Source organism: Hydrogenophaga crassostreae (assembly GCF_001761385.1).
GTDB classification, from domain to species: Bacteria; Pseudomonadota; Gammaproteobacteria; order Burkholderiales; family Burkholderiaceae_C; genus Hydrogenophaga; species Hydrogenophaga crassostreae.
In genome coordinates this window covers 3,610,165-3,626,118 of sequence record NZ_CP017476.1, presented here as the reverse complement: position 1 = coordinate 3,626,118, position 15,954 = coordinate 3,610,165, and the positions used below count along the sequence as shown (strand labels likewise).

Annotated in this window: 11 protein-coding genes; 9 read left to right on the top strand and 2 right to left on the bottom strand. The window is 60.6% G+C overall.

The annotated features are described in order from the left end of the window. The first annotated feature begins 18 nt into the window (after positions 1–18). Both LPB072_RS16620 and acnB read left to right on the top strand, forming a co-directional pair. Positions 19–1,020 (top strand): HpcH/HpaI aldolase/citrate lyase family protein, encoded by a 1,002-nt coding sequence (locus tag LPB072_RS16620; protein ID WP_231943278.1) that lies wholly within the window; start codon positions 19–21, stop codon positions 1,018–1,020. Between the two features lie 40 nt (positions 1,021–1,060). Then, a complete protein-coding gene (gene acnB, locus LPB072_RS16615; RefSeq protein WP_066086228.1) occupies positions 1,061–3,661 on the top strand; it encodes a bifunctional aconitate hydratase 2/2-methylisocitrate dehydratase in 2,601 nt (866 codons plus the stop codon). Between the two features lie 990 nt (positions 3,662–4,651). Here the strand turns inward: acnB and LPB072_RS16610 are convergent. Further along, positions 4,652–5,164 carry a serine O-acetyltransferase gene (locus LPB072_RS16610; RefSeq protein WP_066086231.1) on the bottom strand — a complete coding sequence of 171 codons (513 nt, stop codon included), beginning with the start codon at positions 5,162–5,164 and terminating at the stop codon, positions 4,652–4,654. Further along, complete coding sequence (locus LPB072_RS16605; protein ID WP_066086234.1) at positions 5,161–6,165, bottom strand: glycosyltransferase family 2 protein; 1,005 nt, start codon at positions 6,163–6,165, stop codon at positions 5,161–5,163. The genes LPB072_RS16610 and LPB072_RS16605 overlap by 4 nt, the downstream gene beginning before the upstream one ends. 863 nt (positions 6,166–7,028) lie before the next feature. Here LPB072_RS16605 and LPB072_RS16600 point away from each other — a divergent pair. From LPB072_RS16600 to LPB072_RS16570, 7 genes are all read left to right on the top strand, one after another. Then, complete coding sequence (locus LPB072_RS16600; RefSeq protein ID WP_157559342.1) at positions 7,029–7,436, top strand: hypothetical protein; 408 nt, start codon at positions 7,029–7,031, stop codon at positions 7,434–7,436. Positions 7,437–7,586: 150 nt separating this feature from the next. After that, positions 7,587–10,427: an aconitate hydratase gene (locus LPB072_RS16595; protein WP_066086238.1), complete on the top strand. Its 2,841-nt coding sequence runs from the start codon at positions 7,587–7,589 to the stop codon at positions 10,425–10,427. Between the two features lie 60 nt (positions 10,428–10,487). Further along, positions 10,488–11,399 carry a S1C family serine protease gene (locus LPB072_RS16590; RefSeq protein ID WP_066086241.1) on the top strand — a complete coding sequence of 304 codons (912 nt, stop codon included), beginning with the start codon at positions 10,488–10,490 and terminating at the stop codon, positions 11,397–11,399. A gap of 159 nt (positions 11,400–11,558) precedes the next feature. Then, complete coding sequence (locus tag LPB072_RS16585; RefSeq protein WP_231943562.1) at positions 11,559–12,524, top strand: AAA family ATPase; 966 nt, start codon at positions 11,559–11,561, stop codon at positions 12,522–12,524. 10 nt (positions 12,525–12,534) lie between these two features. Further along, positions 12,535–13,536 carry a DUF58 domain-containing protein gene (locus tag LPB072_RS16580; RefSeq protein ID WP_407927765.1) on the top strand — a complete coding sequence of 334 codons (1,002 nt, stop codon included), beginning with the start codon at positions 12,535–12,537 and terminating at the stop codon, positions 13,534–13,536. Positions 13,537–13,595: 59 nt separating this feature from the next. Then, a complete protein-coding gene (locus LPB072_RS16575; protein WP_066086451.1) occupies positions 13,596–14,648 on the top strand; it encodes a VWA domain-containing protein in 1,053 nt (350 codons plus the stop codon). 51 nt (positions 14,649–14,699) lie between these two features. Further along, positions 14,700–15,923 (top strand): FAD-dependent monooxygenase, encoded by a 1,224-nt coding sequence (locus tag LPB072_RS16570; RefSeq protein WP_066086455.1) that lies wholly within the window; start codon positions 14,700–14,702, stop codon positions 15,921–15,923. Positions 15,924–15,954 lie beyond the last annotated feature (31 nt).

Below are 15,954 nucleotides of genomic sequence, written 5' to 3'. Positions count from 1 at the left end.
ATCGCCGATTTGCATCTCGTGAAACCGCACCCCGCCCAGATACTGCTTGGAGCCCAGGCCGGCGCTTTCGCGCTGCCGGTGTGTGACCACTACAGCGGTGTTGAGGCGCGGATGCGCAAAAGCCTGCAACTGCAGGCTGACATGGGCGCCGAATTCGGCGCCTGTGTTTTTGATGTCACCCTCGATTGCGAAGACGGTGCCCCGGTGGGCGGTGAAGCGGAACACGCTGCGCTGGTGACCGGGTTGGCGTTGGACGCTGCGCCCGAAGCCCGCGTGGCGGTGCGGGTGCATCCCGTTGACCATGCTTCGTTTGAAGCGGATGTGGCCACCATCGCCGGCCAGGCAGGTCGGCGCCTTTGCCATTTGATGGTTCCCAAGGTGGAGTCCGTCGAAGACGTTTGCCGAGCCGTTGCCGCCATGGACGCGGCAGGGGCCACCGATCTGCCTTTGCATGTGCTGATCGAGTCGCCCGCAGCGGTACACCGCGCCTTTGACATTGCGGCCCATCCCCGGGTGCAAAGCCTGAGCTTTGGCCTGATGGATTTTGTGTCGGCTCACGGTGGTGCGATTCCGGCCGAAGGCATGGGTTTGGCGGGACAGTTTGCCCACCCTCTGGTGCTGCGCGCCAAGATGGAAATTGCTTCTGCCTGTCATGCGTTTGGCAAAGTGCCCTCGCACAATGTGGTCACCGAGTTCAAAGATTCGGCCGCGCTGCTGACCGCCGCGCGCAAGGCCGCCAACGAGCTGGGCTACACCCGCATGTGGAGCATCCACCCCGATCAGATTCGTCCGATTTTGAGTGCGTTTGCACCCAGCGAGACAGCCGTGCACACCGCTGCCGAGATCGTGGAGCGCGCTGCTGCCGCCGATTGGGCGCCGGTGTCGTTTGAAGGGCGTTTGCACGACCGCGCGAGTTACCGTTTTTATTGGCAAGTGCTGGAGCGCGCGCACCAGACAGGCCGAACCTTGCCCGCTGCGGTGGCGCACTGGTTTGTCCCGGCCGCGCCCGCCGCGCATTGATTTCTAGTTTCCGTTCCCTCCCATTTTTCTGGAGAAAACCATGTCCGACTTCCTCACCGACTACCGTGCCCATGTGGCCGAACGCGCCGCTCTGGGCATTCCACCTCTGGCGCTCGACGCCAAGCAGGTCGCCGCCCTGATTGAACTGATCAAGAACCCGCCTGCAGGTGAAGACGCCTTCCTGATGGATTTGCTGACCCACCGCGTGCCGCCTGGCGTGGACGACGCCGCCAAGGTCAAGGCCAGTTTCCTGGCCGCCGTGGCCCATGAGGACGAAAAGGTCGCCCTGATTTCCAAAGCCAAAGCCACCGAATTGCTCGGCACCATGGTCGGCGGCTTCAACGTGCACCCGCTGATCGAATTGCTCGACGATGCCGATGTGGCCACTGTGGCCGCTGAAGGTCTGAAGAAGACCTTGTTGATGTTCGACTTCTTCAACGATGTGGCCGAGAAAGCCAAGGCCGGCAACGCCAAGGCCAAGGAAGTGATGCAGAGCTGGGCCGATGCCGAGTGGTTCACCAGCCGCCCTGAAGTGGAAAAGAAAATCACCGTCACCGTCTTCAAGGTGCCCGGCGAAACCAACACCGACGACCTCTCCCCCGCGCCCGATGCGACCACGCGTCCGGACATCCCGATGCACTACCTCGCGATGTTGAAGAACACGCGTCCGGACGCGGCCTTCAAGCCCGAGGAAGACGGCAAGCGCGGCCCGATGCAGTTCATCGAAGACCTGAAAGCCAAGGGCAATCTGGTGGCCTACGTGGGCGATGTGGTCGGTACCGGCTCCAGCCGCAAGTCGGCCACCAACTCGGTTGTCTGGGCCACCGGCCAGGACATCCCGTTTGTGCCCAACAAGCGTTTCGGCGGCGTGACCCTCGGCGGCAAGATCGCGCCCATCTTCTTCAACACGCAGGAAGACTCCGGCTCTTTGCCGATCGAAGTCGATGTGAGCAAGCTGGAAATGGGCGATGTCGTTGACGTCATGCCCTACGACGGCAAGATCCTGAAAAACGGCGAAACCATGGCCGAGTTCAAGTTGAAGAGCGATGTGCTGTTCGACGAAGTGCGCGCTGGTGGTCGCATCAACCTGATCATCGGCCGTGGCCTGACCGCCAAGGCACGTGAGTTCCTCGGCCTGCCCGCATCGACGATGTTCCGCCTGCCCACGCCGCCGAAAGAAACCAAAGCCGGTTTCACGCTGGCGCAAAAAATGGTTGGCCGCGCGGTTGGATTGCCAGAAGGCCAGGGCGTGCGCCCCGGTACCTACTGCGAACCCAAGATGACCACCGTGGGTTCACAAGACACCACCGGCCCCATGACCCGCGACGAGCTGAAAGACCTGGCCTGCCTGGGCTTCTCGGCCGATCTGGTGATGCAATCGTTCTGCCACACCGCCGCTTACCCCAAGCCAGTTGACGTGAAGACCCACCGCGAACTGCCTGCCTTCATCAGCAGCCGTGGCGGCGTGTCGCTGCGCCCAGGCGACGGCGTGATCCACAGCTGGCTCAACCGCCTGCTGTTGCCCGATACCGTCGGTACCGGCGGCGACAGCCACACCCGCTTCCCCATCGGCATCAGCTTCCCGGCCGGCTCCGGTCTCGTCGCTTTCGGCGCCGCCACCGGCGTGATGCCTCTGGACATGCCCGAGTCGGTGTTGGTGCGTTTCAAAGGCAAGATGCAGCCCGGCGTGACCCTGCGCGATCTGGTGCACGCGATTCCTTTGTACGGCATCAAGCAAGGTTTGTTGACCGTGGCCAAGTCCGGCAAGATCAATGAATTCTCCGGCCGCATCCTGGAAATCGAAGGCCTGCCAGACCTCAAGGTCGAGCAAGCGTTTGAACTCTCCGACGCTTCAGCCGAGCGCTCCGCCGCCGGTTGCACCATCAAGCTCAACCCTGAGCCGATCAAGGAGTACCTCACCAGCAACATCGTGCTGATGAAGAACATGATCGCCAACGGCTATGAAGACAAGCGCACCCTGCAGCGCCGCATCGAAAAAGTCGAAGCCTGGCTGGCCAGCCCCAACCTGCTCGAAGCCGACAAGGACGCCGAATACGCACACGTCATCGAGATCGATCTGGCCGACATCAAGGAGCCCATCCTGTGCTGCCCCAACGATCCGGACGATGCCAAGACGCTGTCTGAAGTCGCTGGCACCAAGATCGACGAAGCTTTCATCGGCTCTTGCATGACCAACATCGGCCACTTCCGCGCAGCGGCCAAGTTGCTCGGCACCCAGCGCGACATCCCTGTCAAGCTGTGGGTCGCTCCGCCCACGAAGATGGACGAGAGCGAGCTGATCAAGGAAGGTCACTACGCTTCGTTCGCCAATGCGGGTGCCCGCACCGAAATGCCCGGCTGCTCGCTGTGCATGGGCAACCAGGCGCAGGTGCGCGAAGGCGCGACCGTCGTGTCCACCTCGACCCGCAACTTCCCCAACCGTCTGGGCAAGAACACGTTTGTGTACCTGGCCTCTGCCGAGCTGGCAGCGATTGCCTCCAAACTGGGGCACATACCCACCGTTTCCGAGTACCACGAAGCCATGGGCATCGTGAACGCCGACGGCGACGCGATCTACAAGTACCTCAACTTTGACCAGATCGAGGAATACGCGGAGACTGCAAAAGGCGTCGCCGCCTGAGCGGTCATTCTCGAAGCGCATGAACAAGCGGCCCTCCGGGGCCGCTTTGTTTTTGGGGGCCAGATGCTGGCCTGGTGCTGGAGCGCATCAGAGTCGCAATGCAGCGACCAGCCGTCGCAGGAGGTGGGCGATTCCTCGATGCCGGGGGCGAAAGGTTTGCGCGCCAGCACCCGCAGCGCGATGTCGACGGGCAAGGGGAAAACGGTGTTGGTGCTGAACCATTGTCACTGACGTGCCTGTTTACAGACCAAGCCGGTCCCGCTGAACACCGGCTGTCGCAACGCGATGATGCTTTGTTTTGGCGTGGTGAACGTATCGACGCCTTGCGTGGAAAAAGGCGGCCTGCAGTGCGGATTTTGTGCGTTCACTGGCATGCCGAACGGTCTCTGTCGAAGGATTGGAAACGTCCGGCGAAACAGGGGCAGTGTTGCATTTTTTTCCACCGCACAGAGACGCTGAGTTCAAACCAGGCACATGCTTCAAATATGTTGCGACAGGTACCACTTGCGCCCTGCGGCCGTTGGAGGAATGTGCTGGATGAATCCTTGGTTCATGTGCGTTGGCACGCACGGCAACCCACTGCTCCAACAGCGTCGTGCACGTGAACCCGGACGGCCAAATAGGTTGGAGGCGGATCGCCTCAAGCATTCAGTGCAGCAGTTGCTGGTGGCGTTCTACCAATCCGGGTTGATGTTCATCTTCGGTTCCCTCCGTTTCTGCACAGCACAGGTGCGCGCACGAAAAGCGTGTGTTTGCATGGCTCAGTGGTGATCCCGGACCTCGCTTCAAGAGCCGGCTTGCACGGGTCCGAGGGATCTTCGGGTGCGGTTTGCAGACGAATGAGCCGTTCGCCAAACATCCTGAAATGCTCGTCAAAAAGGATGTGGAATCATCTGGAGGGGGCGATTCGCAAGCACAGATTGACTGGAGACGGCCTTGGAGTTCATCGCCGCTGGAATCGCTATGAGGGACAAACGCAAACGGCATTTTTCATGTTGGCCTGATCGGCTTCGCGGGTATGCCGACAACGGTAATTCCTGCAGGGACATCGTGGACCACCACCGAATTGGCTCCAATGGTGGCTCCATCGCCAACATGGATCCTGCCCAGAATGACGGCCCCCGCTCCGATGTTGACCCGTTTGCCTATGATCGGAACCCCATCAAGATCGTCGAGATTCTTGATGCCGATCGTCACCCCTTGTCGAATGATGGTGCCATCCCCTATGGCAGACAGCCCATGGACAACAATACTGTGCTGGTGCTCAATGATCACGTCATTGCCCAATGTTGCCGTATACGGTATTTCAATCCCATACAGGTTCCGGACCAAACGATAGAGAACCCGGTAGATGAAAGAGACAGGCTTCCTGATCCACGGGTTGTCTATGGTCATGCGCCAGACCCCGATCCGGTAAATGGCAAGGGCCCTGAATCCCGGCTTTGTCCAGTCCCGGCCATGATTGATCCAGTCGCTCTTGATTGAGCTTCGCAGTGCTTTCATTTTTTAAACGTGAGTCCCCTCACCAGGGCAGAGTTTCGGAAAAAATCCCTGAAATAATGTGGCGGCATCATTTTTAAGGCACCTGATTGTCCGCCAGGTTGGATTTTTCCCCTCAGAAACCACGTTGAGTGGCCAATCATGAAAAGGAGGTCGGCAGCCAGAAGCGACAAAGGGCCCCGATTCTTTAAAAAAAAGCGCCTCCTGGAGTCAAACCAGTATTGAGGAATACCGGGTCTTTTGGTTCTGCTGTCAGAAATCTTTGTGGAGGCTCCAACTGCATGGTAAACCCGGCTGGTGGGCACGTACCAGCACTGAATACGTTTTCGCTTTGCCTGAAGGCAATAGTCAACTTCTTCAAAATACAAAAAATAGTTTTCGTCCATGAATCCAACGGTTCTTATGGTTTCGGTGGACATTAGAATGGAGGCGCCTGCAAGCCAGTCGCAGGGTTCAGCCATTTCGCTGACAGGTTTGGGTACGATGAATCTCCGGAATAAGCGGTCCATGAGGCCAAGGTTAAAACCCCTGCACATCTCGCTGATAACACCCGGGAAGTTGAAGGCTGACACTTGAGGCGTGCCATCGGCATCTTCCAGTCGAGATCCTGCGATGACTGTGCTGTTCTCTTTCTTTATGAATCCGAGCAATTCGTTTCCTGCTTCCGGTAGCAGCCGGGTATCAGGATTCAGCAGCCACACAAAGTCGGTCGTTGCACACCCAATAACCCTTTTCAGCGCTAGATTGTTTCCAGCTGAAAATCCACCATTCACAGGTGATGCGATCAATGTGACCCAATGATGGCACTTGTCTTTCAAGTGGTTTTTGATGGTTTCAATTGAATGATCTCCCGAAGCGTTGTCCACGATATACATATCGATACCCGGAATGGTAATTCTCTGGCTTGCGACACTTTCTATCAGATCAACAACCAGCTCAGGCGTTCGGAAGTTGACAGTGATGACTGTAATTCTTTCTGTATGCCTGGTGTGATTTTTTTGCATTCTTGTCCTGCGATCCTGGCGAAGGTAGGGCTGGTGAGTAAAAGAGTGTCTGTTGAGCTAATTGGAAGGCGCAGGCCGACCTTTCCTGAATTTCATGCTACCGGTGGTTCAGGAGGGGGTTGAATGCGAATCCTATTTCTATTTGATCCTTTGATGCCATTGTGTGTATTCGTTAGTCGACAAGGCGATGCACAGAGGTTTTCAACATACGGATGACCACGCTGTTGTGGGAAGGAGATTCAACCGCACAATTGAAGTATGGCATGGGCTTTGAACGCCACACCGTTGTGGTTTTCCGTTGCCGCAACAGGTGCACCAGGGCAATGGATGGACCGGTGGCCGAAGCATCTCGACAGTCGGGCGTGCAGCTTTTGCTAGCGGAGAAACAGAATCACCGCCTTGCGCTCACGCCTCGACGCCGGTCGATCGCGTCGGCCGTAGAGCGTTCGCCGCCACAGCCCATGTCGGATCGGCGTGTGGCGCCCGGGGGGGGTGGCCTGGGCAATCACTGCACATGAGATTGCATCCTCGAACGCCTGGCTAATGCATGGAAAGCCCCCGTTGCATTGTGCGCACCTACCTGAGAAGTTACCGGAACAAGGTACTGACCGGTGGGTGACAGGTGTCGATACAAGGCGGTCTGATGGTTTTGTATGGGGCCTGACAGACCAATTTTTCGTCGCAAGACCTCTTATCTGAACTAAATACTTTTGTATGATTCGACTCTTGTAGAGCAACACAAAAGTTCAACTATGAAAATCCATGAAGCTCCTGCCCGATTCGGGCGGCGCCAGTTTGCATGTTGGCTTGCTGCCACCACAACGCTGCCTTTGCTCGGGTGTGGCGGGGGAGGCCTGGACCCTTTGGGTGTTCTCGATAACGGCGGCGTGTCGGATGACAAATATGAACCAGCCGACTGCAATCTGGATGGCAAGATCGATTTGAAAGACGATTGCAACCGGGATGGCGTGCTTGACGAAATGGACGGCAAGTGCTGTCCGAGAGGAGGCGGGAGCACGCCTGCGAGCAATGCGGGCACTCTGTACGACGCGTATCTGGCTTTGCAGTCAGGCATGACCAAGGCGCAGGTGATTGCGCTGGTTCCCGTGAGCCCTTCACAGGGGGCAGACACCGATCAGGTGCTGTGGGTCAAGGGTGAGGAAGCGCTGGGTGTCGAGTTCAAAGGTTCGGGCAATACCAGTGCGGTTGTGTTTGCCCAATGGGGCCTGTCGATTGCGGCGGGTGGGCGGACGGAGAGTCGCCGCTTCTGACGTGATTTGATCGCCCACGCAGCACTGGGCGCAGTGCTGGTGGAGCCCGGGTGCGACGGTTTTTCGCAAGCCTAGAAACCGCGCTGCGAGCACAGGCTTCGCCGAGACGCACAATGGGGCTGTGTTTGAAACTGTAAGTAGGAGTTTTGTATGGCCCCCAAGTCGTTCGCCCACCCTTTTGCCAAAACCGTCAAGCCGTTCAAAACAGCGTCCGGCAAAAGTGGGCGCCTGTATTCGCTGCCGGCGCTGGCCAAGCAGTTCCCCAACGTCAAGCGCCTGCCCCATTCCTTGCGCATCGTTCTGGAGAGCGTGGTGCGGCATTGCGATGGCGAGAAGGTGACTGAGGCGCATGTGGCGCAATTGGCCAACTGGAAACCCAAGGCCAAGCGCAGCGCGGAGGTGCCTTTCACGGTGGCCCGCGTGGTCTTGCAGGATTTCACCGGCGTGCCGCTGCTGGCCGATCTGGCCGCCATGCGCAGCACGGCGGAGCGCCTGGGGCAAGACGCCAAGAAGATTGAGCCGCTGGTGCCGGTGGACCTGGTGGTGGACCATTCCATCATGATCGATTACTTCGGCCAGAAGAACGCGATCGACCTGAACATGAAACTGGAATTTCAGCGCAACCAGGAGCGCTACGAGTTCCTCAAATGGGGCATGCAGGCCTTTGACACCTTTGGCGTGGTGCCGCCGGGCTTTGGCATCGTGCACCAGGTCAACCTCGAGTACCTGGCGCGTGGCGTGCACATGAAGGGCGGACTCTATTACCCCGATACGCTGGTGGGAACCGACAGCCACACCACCATGATCAACGGCATTGGTGTGGTCGCCTGGGGCGTGGGTGGCATCGAGGCGGAAGCGGCCATGCTGGGACAGCCGGTCTACATTCTGACGCCGGATGTGGTCGGTTTCGAGATGACCGGACAATTGCGCGAGGGCGTGACAGCGACCGATCTGGTGTTGACCGTGACCGAAATCTTGCGGCAGCACAAGGTGGTTGGCAAGTTTGTGGAATTTTTTGGTGAAGGCACTGCCTCGCTGGCGCTGCCCGACCGCGCGACGATAGCCAACATGGCGCCCGAGTACGGCGCGACCATGGGCTTCTTCCCGGTGGATGAGCGCACGCTCGATTACTTCCGCGGTACCGGGCGCAGCAAGGCCGAGATCGAGGCCTTTGAGGCTTACTTTCGCGCGCAGGGCATGTTTGGCGTGCCCAAGGCTGGCGAGATCGACTATTCGCAGGTGGTGAAGCTCGATCTGGGCAAGGTGACGCCCAGTCTCGCCGGACCCAAGCGCCCGCAGGACCGCATCGAGCTGGGGCAGGTGGCCGACCAGTTCCGCTCGCTGTTCAGCAAGCCCAATGCCGAGAATGGGTTCAATCAGGATGCAGAACACCTGTCACTGAGGGTGCCGGTGTCTCCGGGTGGTGGACACTCGGCGGTGGGCAAGCCGGCCGATACCCCGGCTGGTGCATCGCGATCGGTGGCGGAAATGGTGAGCAATCGGCCCGTGCTGGCGGCCAAGTCGAAGCACGCAGGCCGTTCACTCACGGTGGGCCACGGTGATGTGCTGATCGCAGCCATCACCAGTTGCACCAACACCAGCAATCCCAGTGTCTTGCTCGCTGCGGGACTGCTGGCCAAGAAGGCGGTGGAGGCCGGCCTGAAGGTCGAGCCGCACATCAAAACCTCCCTGGCACCTGGCTCGCGCATCGTGACCGAGTACCTGACGGAGACGGGTTTGTTGCCTTACCTGGAGAAACTGGGCTTTGCACTGGCGGGCTACGGCTGTACCACCTGCATTGGCAATGCGGGCGACCTGACGCCAGAGCTCAACCAGGCAATCAACGACAACCAGCTGGTGTGTTCTGCGGTGCTGTCGGGCAACCGCAACTTCGAAGCCCGCATCCATCCGAACATCAAAGCCAACTTTCTCGCAAGCCCGCCACTTGTCGTGGCTTACGCGATTGCGGGCACGGTACTGACCGATCTGATGACCGACCCCGTGGGTGTGGGCAAAGGTGGCAAGCCGGTGTACCTGGGCGATATCTGGCCCAGCAGCGATGAAATTCACGCGTTGTTGAAATATGCAATGAAGGGCAAAGCCTACCGCAGCAATTACGAACTGGTGAAGTCCGAGCCGGGCAAGCTGTGGGGGAAAATCAAGGGCGTGAGCGGCAACGCCTACACCTGGCCCGACAGCACCTACATCGCCGAGCCGCCGTTTTTCGATGGGTTCGCAGTTGCCGAGCCTGCTGCCGAAAAGCCAGCGGTGCTGGGCGCAGGCGTGATGGCCTTGTTTGGGGACTCCATCACCACCGACCACATTTCGCCTGCAGGTTCAATCAAGGAGAGCTCACCTGCGGGCGAGTGGCTGAAATCACGCGGCGTCATGAAGGCCGACTTCAACAGCTACGGCGCACGCCGCGGGAATCACGACGTGATGATGCGCGGCACGTTTGCCAATGTGCGCATCAAAAACCTGATGCTGCCTGCGGGACCGGATGGTTCGCGCGAGGAGGGTGGTTTCACCTTGTTCGAGGGCAAGGGTGCGAAGGTTGCGATCTTCGACGCGGCCCAACGCTACATGGCCGCAGGTCGCCCCACGGTGGTTTTTGCGGGCGAAGAATACGGCACCGGTTCCAGCCGTGACTGGGCAGCCAAAGGCACGCAGTTGCTCGGTATTCGTGCCGTGATTGCGCGCAGTTTCGAGCGCATTCACCGCAGCAACCTGGTGGGCATGGGCGTGTTGCCACTGCAGTTCAAGGCGGGTGAGTCGTGGGAAACGCTCGGGTTGAAGGGTGATGAATCGGTGGATGTGTTCCCGCACCCCAAGCTCTTGCCGCAAAGCAAGGCCAAGCTGGTGATCACGCGCGCCAACGGCGAAACCGTGGAAACCACGGTCACCCTGCGCATCGATACGCCAGTAGAGGTGAGCTATTACCAGGCGGGCGGCATTTTGCCTTACGTATTGAGGCAGTTGCTGAGCGCTTGAGGGCGGCGGCGCAACGCGGCATGATGTAGGACATTGCCGCCGGCGAGTCACGGAGCCACCATGCGAAAGCCAGCTCTCTACAGTTCATCCAGGCGCCTCGGCGCCCTGGCTCAGCCGCTGGTGTCTGAGGCGGAAGCGGCGTCTGCTCGGGAGGAGCAGATCATTCGCCCCGCATCAACGCTCGGGCGGGTCGGGCGCAGCCCGTTGGCCATGTGGTCGGCGCTGGCGATGTTGGCGGGCTTGTTGGTGGTGAGCTTGTTCTGGCGTCCGATGCCAACCACAGGCGCACTGACTCAAAAGGACATCGACGCTGCCGTGCTTCGCACTCTCACCACGCAAACTTTGCCATCGGCTGCCGCACGCGCGGCTGAAAAAATTCGCCCTTCCGTGGTGCGTGTTGCTGGGCTGGCAAAGAACAAAAAGGGCGAAGAGATCGAAACCAGCGTGGGCACGGGCGTGGTGATTGTTGACAAGGGCGTGATCCTGACCAACCTGCATGTGGTGCAAGGGGCACGGATCGTTCGCCTGACCTTTGATGATGGCACCGAGTCGGACGCAACGGTCAAGGCCGTTCAGGCCGATCGTGACCTGGCCGTTTTGCAGGCCGATGTGGTTCCAGATGATTTGCACGCAGCCACGCTGCGCTCTTCATCGGATTTGTTGCCAGGCGAGACCGTGGTTGCTGTTGGCTTTCCATTTGGCATTGGCCCGTCGGTGTCGGCCGGCGTGGTTTCCGGTCTGAACCGGGATTTCAGATCGCAGGAGGGCGCACAAGAAATTGGCAACCTGATCCAGTTTGATGCGGCGGCCAACCCGGGCAACTCGGGCGGGCCATTGGTGACCTTGAATGGCGAGGTGGTGGGTATCGTGACGGGTATTCTGAATCCCACCAATCACCGGACGTTTGTGGGCATTGGATTTGCGGTGCCCATTGAAGGAGCGGCGGCGGCGGCGGGGATGCCGCCGTTTTGACCCATCCCTGCCACGCTTCGCGCGCCCCCTCAAGGAGGCGGTGCTGGCGGCCTGGCAAATCCAGTTCCGCGGCACCCTGGGTTTTGGGCCTCGCACTTCGGATAGTTTCTTTTTTTGGAGATGCTTGTGAGAGAAGACACCAGTGGAGCGGCAGAATTGATGGAGCAGATCCTTTACGAGGTGAAGCGGGTTGTTGTGGGGCAGGACCGCTTTCTGGAGCGGGTGATGGTCGCCATGCTGGCGCAGGGGCATTTGCTGGTAGAGGGTGTGCCGGGTTTGGCGAAAACACTCACGGTCAAGACCTTGGCCGAGGTGGTGCAGGGTCGTTTCAAGCGCATACAGTTCACGCCCGATCTGGTGCCGGCCGATTTGGTGGGCACACGCATCTACAACCAGAAAACCGGCGATTTCAGCACCTCGCTGGGGCCGGTTTTTGCCAACCTGTTGCTGGCCGATGAGATCAACCGGGCTCCGGCCAAGGTGCAGAGCGCGCTGCTCGAAGTGATGCAGGAGCGGCAGGTCACGATCGCCGGTGAAACCCACTTCGTGCCCAGCCCTTTTCTGGTGATGGCTACGCAGAATCCGATTGAAACCGAAGGTACGTATCCGCTTCCTGAGGCACAGGTGGACCGCTTTCTGATGAAGGTGCAACTGGACTACCCGACCGATGAAGAAGAGTTTGTGATCGTGGAGCGTGTCACGGGCCCGAAGGTGCTGGTAAACGCAGTCGCCACCACCGAACAACTGGGCGAATTGCAAGCCCAATGCCGCTCGGTGTATGTGGACCCGGCACTGGTTCAGTACGCCGTGAAGCTGGTGTCGGCCACCCGTGCTCCAGAGCGGCACGGCTTGAAAGAACTCGCTGGGCTGATCACCTATGGCGCCAGCCCCCGGGCAACGATTGGCCTGGTGGAGGGCGCCAGAGCCTTGGCCCTTTTGCGTGGCCGCACCTATGCCTTGCCTGCCGACATGGTTGATCTCGTGCCCGATGTCTTGCGCCACCGCGTGGTTTTGTCGTATGAGGGTCTGTCCGAGGGCCTGACCAGCGAAGCATTGATTGACCGCATCATGGCGGCCGTGAAGCCGCCTGCCAAACTGTTGGCGCCAGAGCAGCGCGCTGCATAGGGGGTTGAGCGTGTTTGGTTTGTTCAGGTCTTCATCGAGTGCCACGCCACAGGAGGTACCGTCTGAGCGTGCCGACGCGTTGTTGCAGCGGCTTGAATGGACCGTCTTGCGGCGGCTCGACGGATTGCTGCAAGGAGACCACCGCACCTTGATGCGTGGCAACGGCTTGGATCTGGCTGACCTGCGCGAATACCAGCACCACGATGATGTGCGGCACATGGACTGGAACGTGACCGCCAGGCTCCAGCAACCGCATGTGCGGGTGTTCACGGAAGACCGTGAAATGGCGGCCTGGTTTTTGCTCGACCTGAGCCCGTCAGTGGACTTCGGATCGGGTTCGCAACGCAAGAGCGATATGTTGTTGGGCTTTGTGGGCGTATTGGCACGGTTGCTCGGGCGCCATGGCAACCGTGTGGGCGCGATGCTGTGGGGCGCGGGTGGCAACGCGGTGTTGCCGGCCCGGGGTGGGCGGGCGCAGGTGTTGCAGCTGCTGGATCGCATTCGCAAGGCCGAGCGCAACAGCGGGGTTGACGAAGGCGTGACCCGGCTGGCCGATTTGCTGCGCGCTGCGAGCCACACCGTTCACCAACGCAGCACCTTGTTTGTGGTCTCCGATTTCATCAGTGAGCCTGGCTGGGAGAAGCCGCTTGGCGAGCTGGCGATGCGCCACGATGTGGTGGCCGTTCGGCTGCTCGATCCATTGGAGCTGGCTTTGCCCGACCTGGGCATGCTTACCGTGCGTGATGCCGAAACCGGTGAGCAGTTGCTGGTGGACACCCACGACACGGGTTTTCGCCAGCGCTATGCCCGCATCGCTGCCCAGCGCGAGGCGCAGTTGCGTGAGAGCCTGGGCCGCGCGGGGGTGGACACGCTGGAGCTCGCCACGGATGACGACCTGTTCACCGCCGTGCTTCGCTTTGTTGAATTGCGCGGCCATCGGGCCCGCGCCCGGGTGGGTGGCAAGCGGCTCCTGCCTGGGCACATTGCGCCAACGGTGGGGGGCATGGTGTGAACGAGTGGTTTTCAACAGTGGTGTTGCCGGCGCTTCGCGCGATACGGCGTGACATACCCGTGGATTTCATCTGGCCCGATTTTTTGTGGGGCCTGGCAGCCTTGCCGGTGTTGCTGCTGCTGTATTGGTGGTTGATGGGTCGGCGCCGGCGCGCCACGGTGCGGCTGGCCAGTGTGGCGGTGGTACGCGAGGCGCTGATCGGCAAGGGCCCGGGTTGGCGGCGCCATGTGCCGCCGATGCTGTTGTTCATGGCCGTGGCGTCTTTGTTGCTTGCGTCGGCTCGACCGGTGGCCCAGTTGCCATTGCCAACCACCGAGCAGACGATTATTTTGGCCATGGATGTGTCGGGCAGCATGCGCGCCACCGATGTTGAACCCAACCGTTTGGTGGCCTCTCAGGTGGCAGCCAAGGCCTTTCTGGCTGAGCTGCCTCGTCAGGTGAAGGTGGGCATCGTGGCGTTCGCGGGCACCGCGCAAGTGGTGCAACCCGTTACCCTAAGCCGCGAAGACCTGAATGCGGCCATCGACAAATTTCAGTTGCAGCGCGCCACGGCCATTGGCAGCGCCATCGTGGTGGCCTTGTCGGAGCTGTTTCCCGATCAGGGTATCGACCTGGGTCGCATGACCTTTGCGGCGCGGGGCGATCCGTTGGCGCCGCAAGGGCGCGCCATTGGGCAAACCGTGATCGAGAAGCCTTTTGAACCGGTAGAGCCGGGCTCCTTTCGGTCGGCGGCGGTGATTTTGCTCACCGATGGTCAGCGCACCACGGGGGTGGACACGACCGAGGCTGCGGAGATGGCCGCTGAGCGGGGCGTGCGCATCTACACGGTGGGTGTGGGCACGGTGGAGGGCGAAGTGATTGGTTTTGAGGGCTGGTCGATGCGGGTTCGGCTGGACGAGGACACCCTGAAGGACGTGGCCCGCATCACGCAAGGCAGTTACTTCTATGCCGGCACCGCCGAAAGCTTGAAGAAAGTCTACGAATCACTGGGCTCTCGTTTGTCGGTGCAAACCAAGGAGGTTGAACTATCCGGGTTGCTGGCCCTGCTGGGAGCGTTGCTGGTGGTGTTGTCCGCCGGCCTGTCACTCTGGTGGTTCCACCGTGTGGCGTGAGGTTTGCGCTGAGTCAAGGGCAGTGCACGCGCTCGCGGCACAATGCCTGACATGACTGAACAAGTGGTTGTTGCGGGCGGCGGCATCGGTGGGCTGGGTGCAGCTCTGGCCCTGTCGCGCGAGGGCGTGGCCGTGGACTTGCTGGAGCAGGCCTCTGCTTTTGGCGAGGTCGGGGCTGGTTTGCAGCTGGGCCCGAACGCGGTGCGCGTGCTCGATGCCTGGGGCTTGCTGGGTGCTTTGAAGGGCGTGGCGGCATTTCCGGAGGCCTTGCGTGTTCGCGATGTGAGCAAGGGCACGGCCTTGGGTGCGTTGACGCTGGGGTTTGAGGCCAGGCAACGCTACGGTCAGGTCTATGCCACGGTTCACAGAGCCGATTTGCATGGTTTGTTGCTGGAAGCTGTCGAGCGCCAAAGTGGGGTTCGACTGCGTTTGAATCAGCGCGTGGCCTCTTATGTCGAGGGTGGCAGCGGCATCAGGGTGACGGACGAAGACGGATCACTTTTCGAAGGGCAAGCCCTCCTGGGATGTGATGGCTTGTGGAGCCGCGTGCGAAGCCAGATGCTGGGAGCGCAGCCGGTCCGCTCCAGTGGGCATTTGGCCTATCGGGGCTTGGTGCGCACGGGTGACCTGCCTCCCTCACTGCGGGCTTGCGTCGTGACCGCTTGGCTGGGGCCCAGGTTGCATGCCGTGCATTACCCGGTGCGCAGGGGTGACTGGTTCAACGTGGTGGTGGTTGTGCAAGGTGTGATCGGGCAAGGCCATGGCGGTGAAGTGGGCAGCGATCCACAGAGCTGGACCCATGAAGCCCACGCCGCGGACCTGCGCCGAACGCTGGGCCCGGTCAGCAGCGATTTGCTGGCGGTGGTTGATGCGGTGGGTGACTGGAAGCTGTGGCCTTTGAACGACCGCGCTCCCATGGCGGGCGCACGGGAGCACGCACAGGGACGGGTCGCGCTGCTGGGCGATGCAGCCCACCCGCTGCGCCCCTACCTGGCGCAGGGGGCCGCGATGGCGCTGGAAGATGCCTGGACCATGGGGCAACTGGTCGGCGAGGCAAACAGCCAGCCAGTGAATTGGCCCGAGCTGTTGCAGCGCTTCGCCCGTACGCGCTGGCAGCGCAACGCCCGCGTGCAATCAAGGTCGGCACGCAATGGAACCATCTTCCACGCGGAGGGGCCTCTGCGTTGGTCGCGCAACGCAGCGATGTGGGCTTTGGGCGAAACCTTGCTGGACAACCCCTGGCTGTACGAAGGCCCTCCCGCGCCCGTGGCTTGAGGGTGGGTTGGCCGGTGGATTCTCAGGCCGG

Excerpts from the sequence above, each read along its gene's own strand:
- acnB (WP_066086228.1), top strand. The coding sequence starts at position 1,061 with ATGTCCGACTTCCTCACCGACTACCGTGCCCATGTGGCCGAACGCGCC.
- LPB072_RS16610 (WP_066086231.1), bottom strand. The coding sequence starts at position 5,164 with ATGAAAGCACTGCGAAGCTCAATCAAGAGCGACTGGATCAATCATGGC.
- LPB072_RS16605 (WP_066086234.1), bottom strand. The coding sequence starts at position 6,165 with ATGCAAAAAAATCACACCAGGCATACAGAAAGAATTACAGTCATCACT.
- LPB072_RS16595 (WP_066086238.1), top strand. The coding sequence starts at position 7,587 with ATGGCCCCCAAGTCGTTCGCCCACCCTTTTGCCAAAACCGTCAAGCCG.
- LPB072_RS16590 (WP_066086241.1), top strand. The coding sequence starts at position 10,488 with ATGCGAAAGCCAGCTCTCTACAGTTCATCCAGGCGCCTCGGCGCCCTG.
- LPB072_RS16585 (WP_231943562.1), top strand. The coding sequence starts at position 11,559 with ATGGAGCAGATCCTTTACGAGGTGAAGCGGGTTGTTGTGGGGCAGGAC.
- LPB072_RS16570 (WP_066086455.1), top strand. The coding sequence starts at position 14,700 with ATGACTGAACAAGTGGTTGTTGCGGGCGGCGGCATCGGTGGGCTGGGT.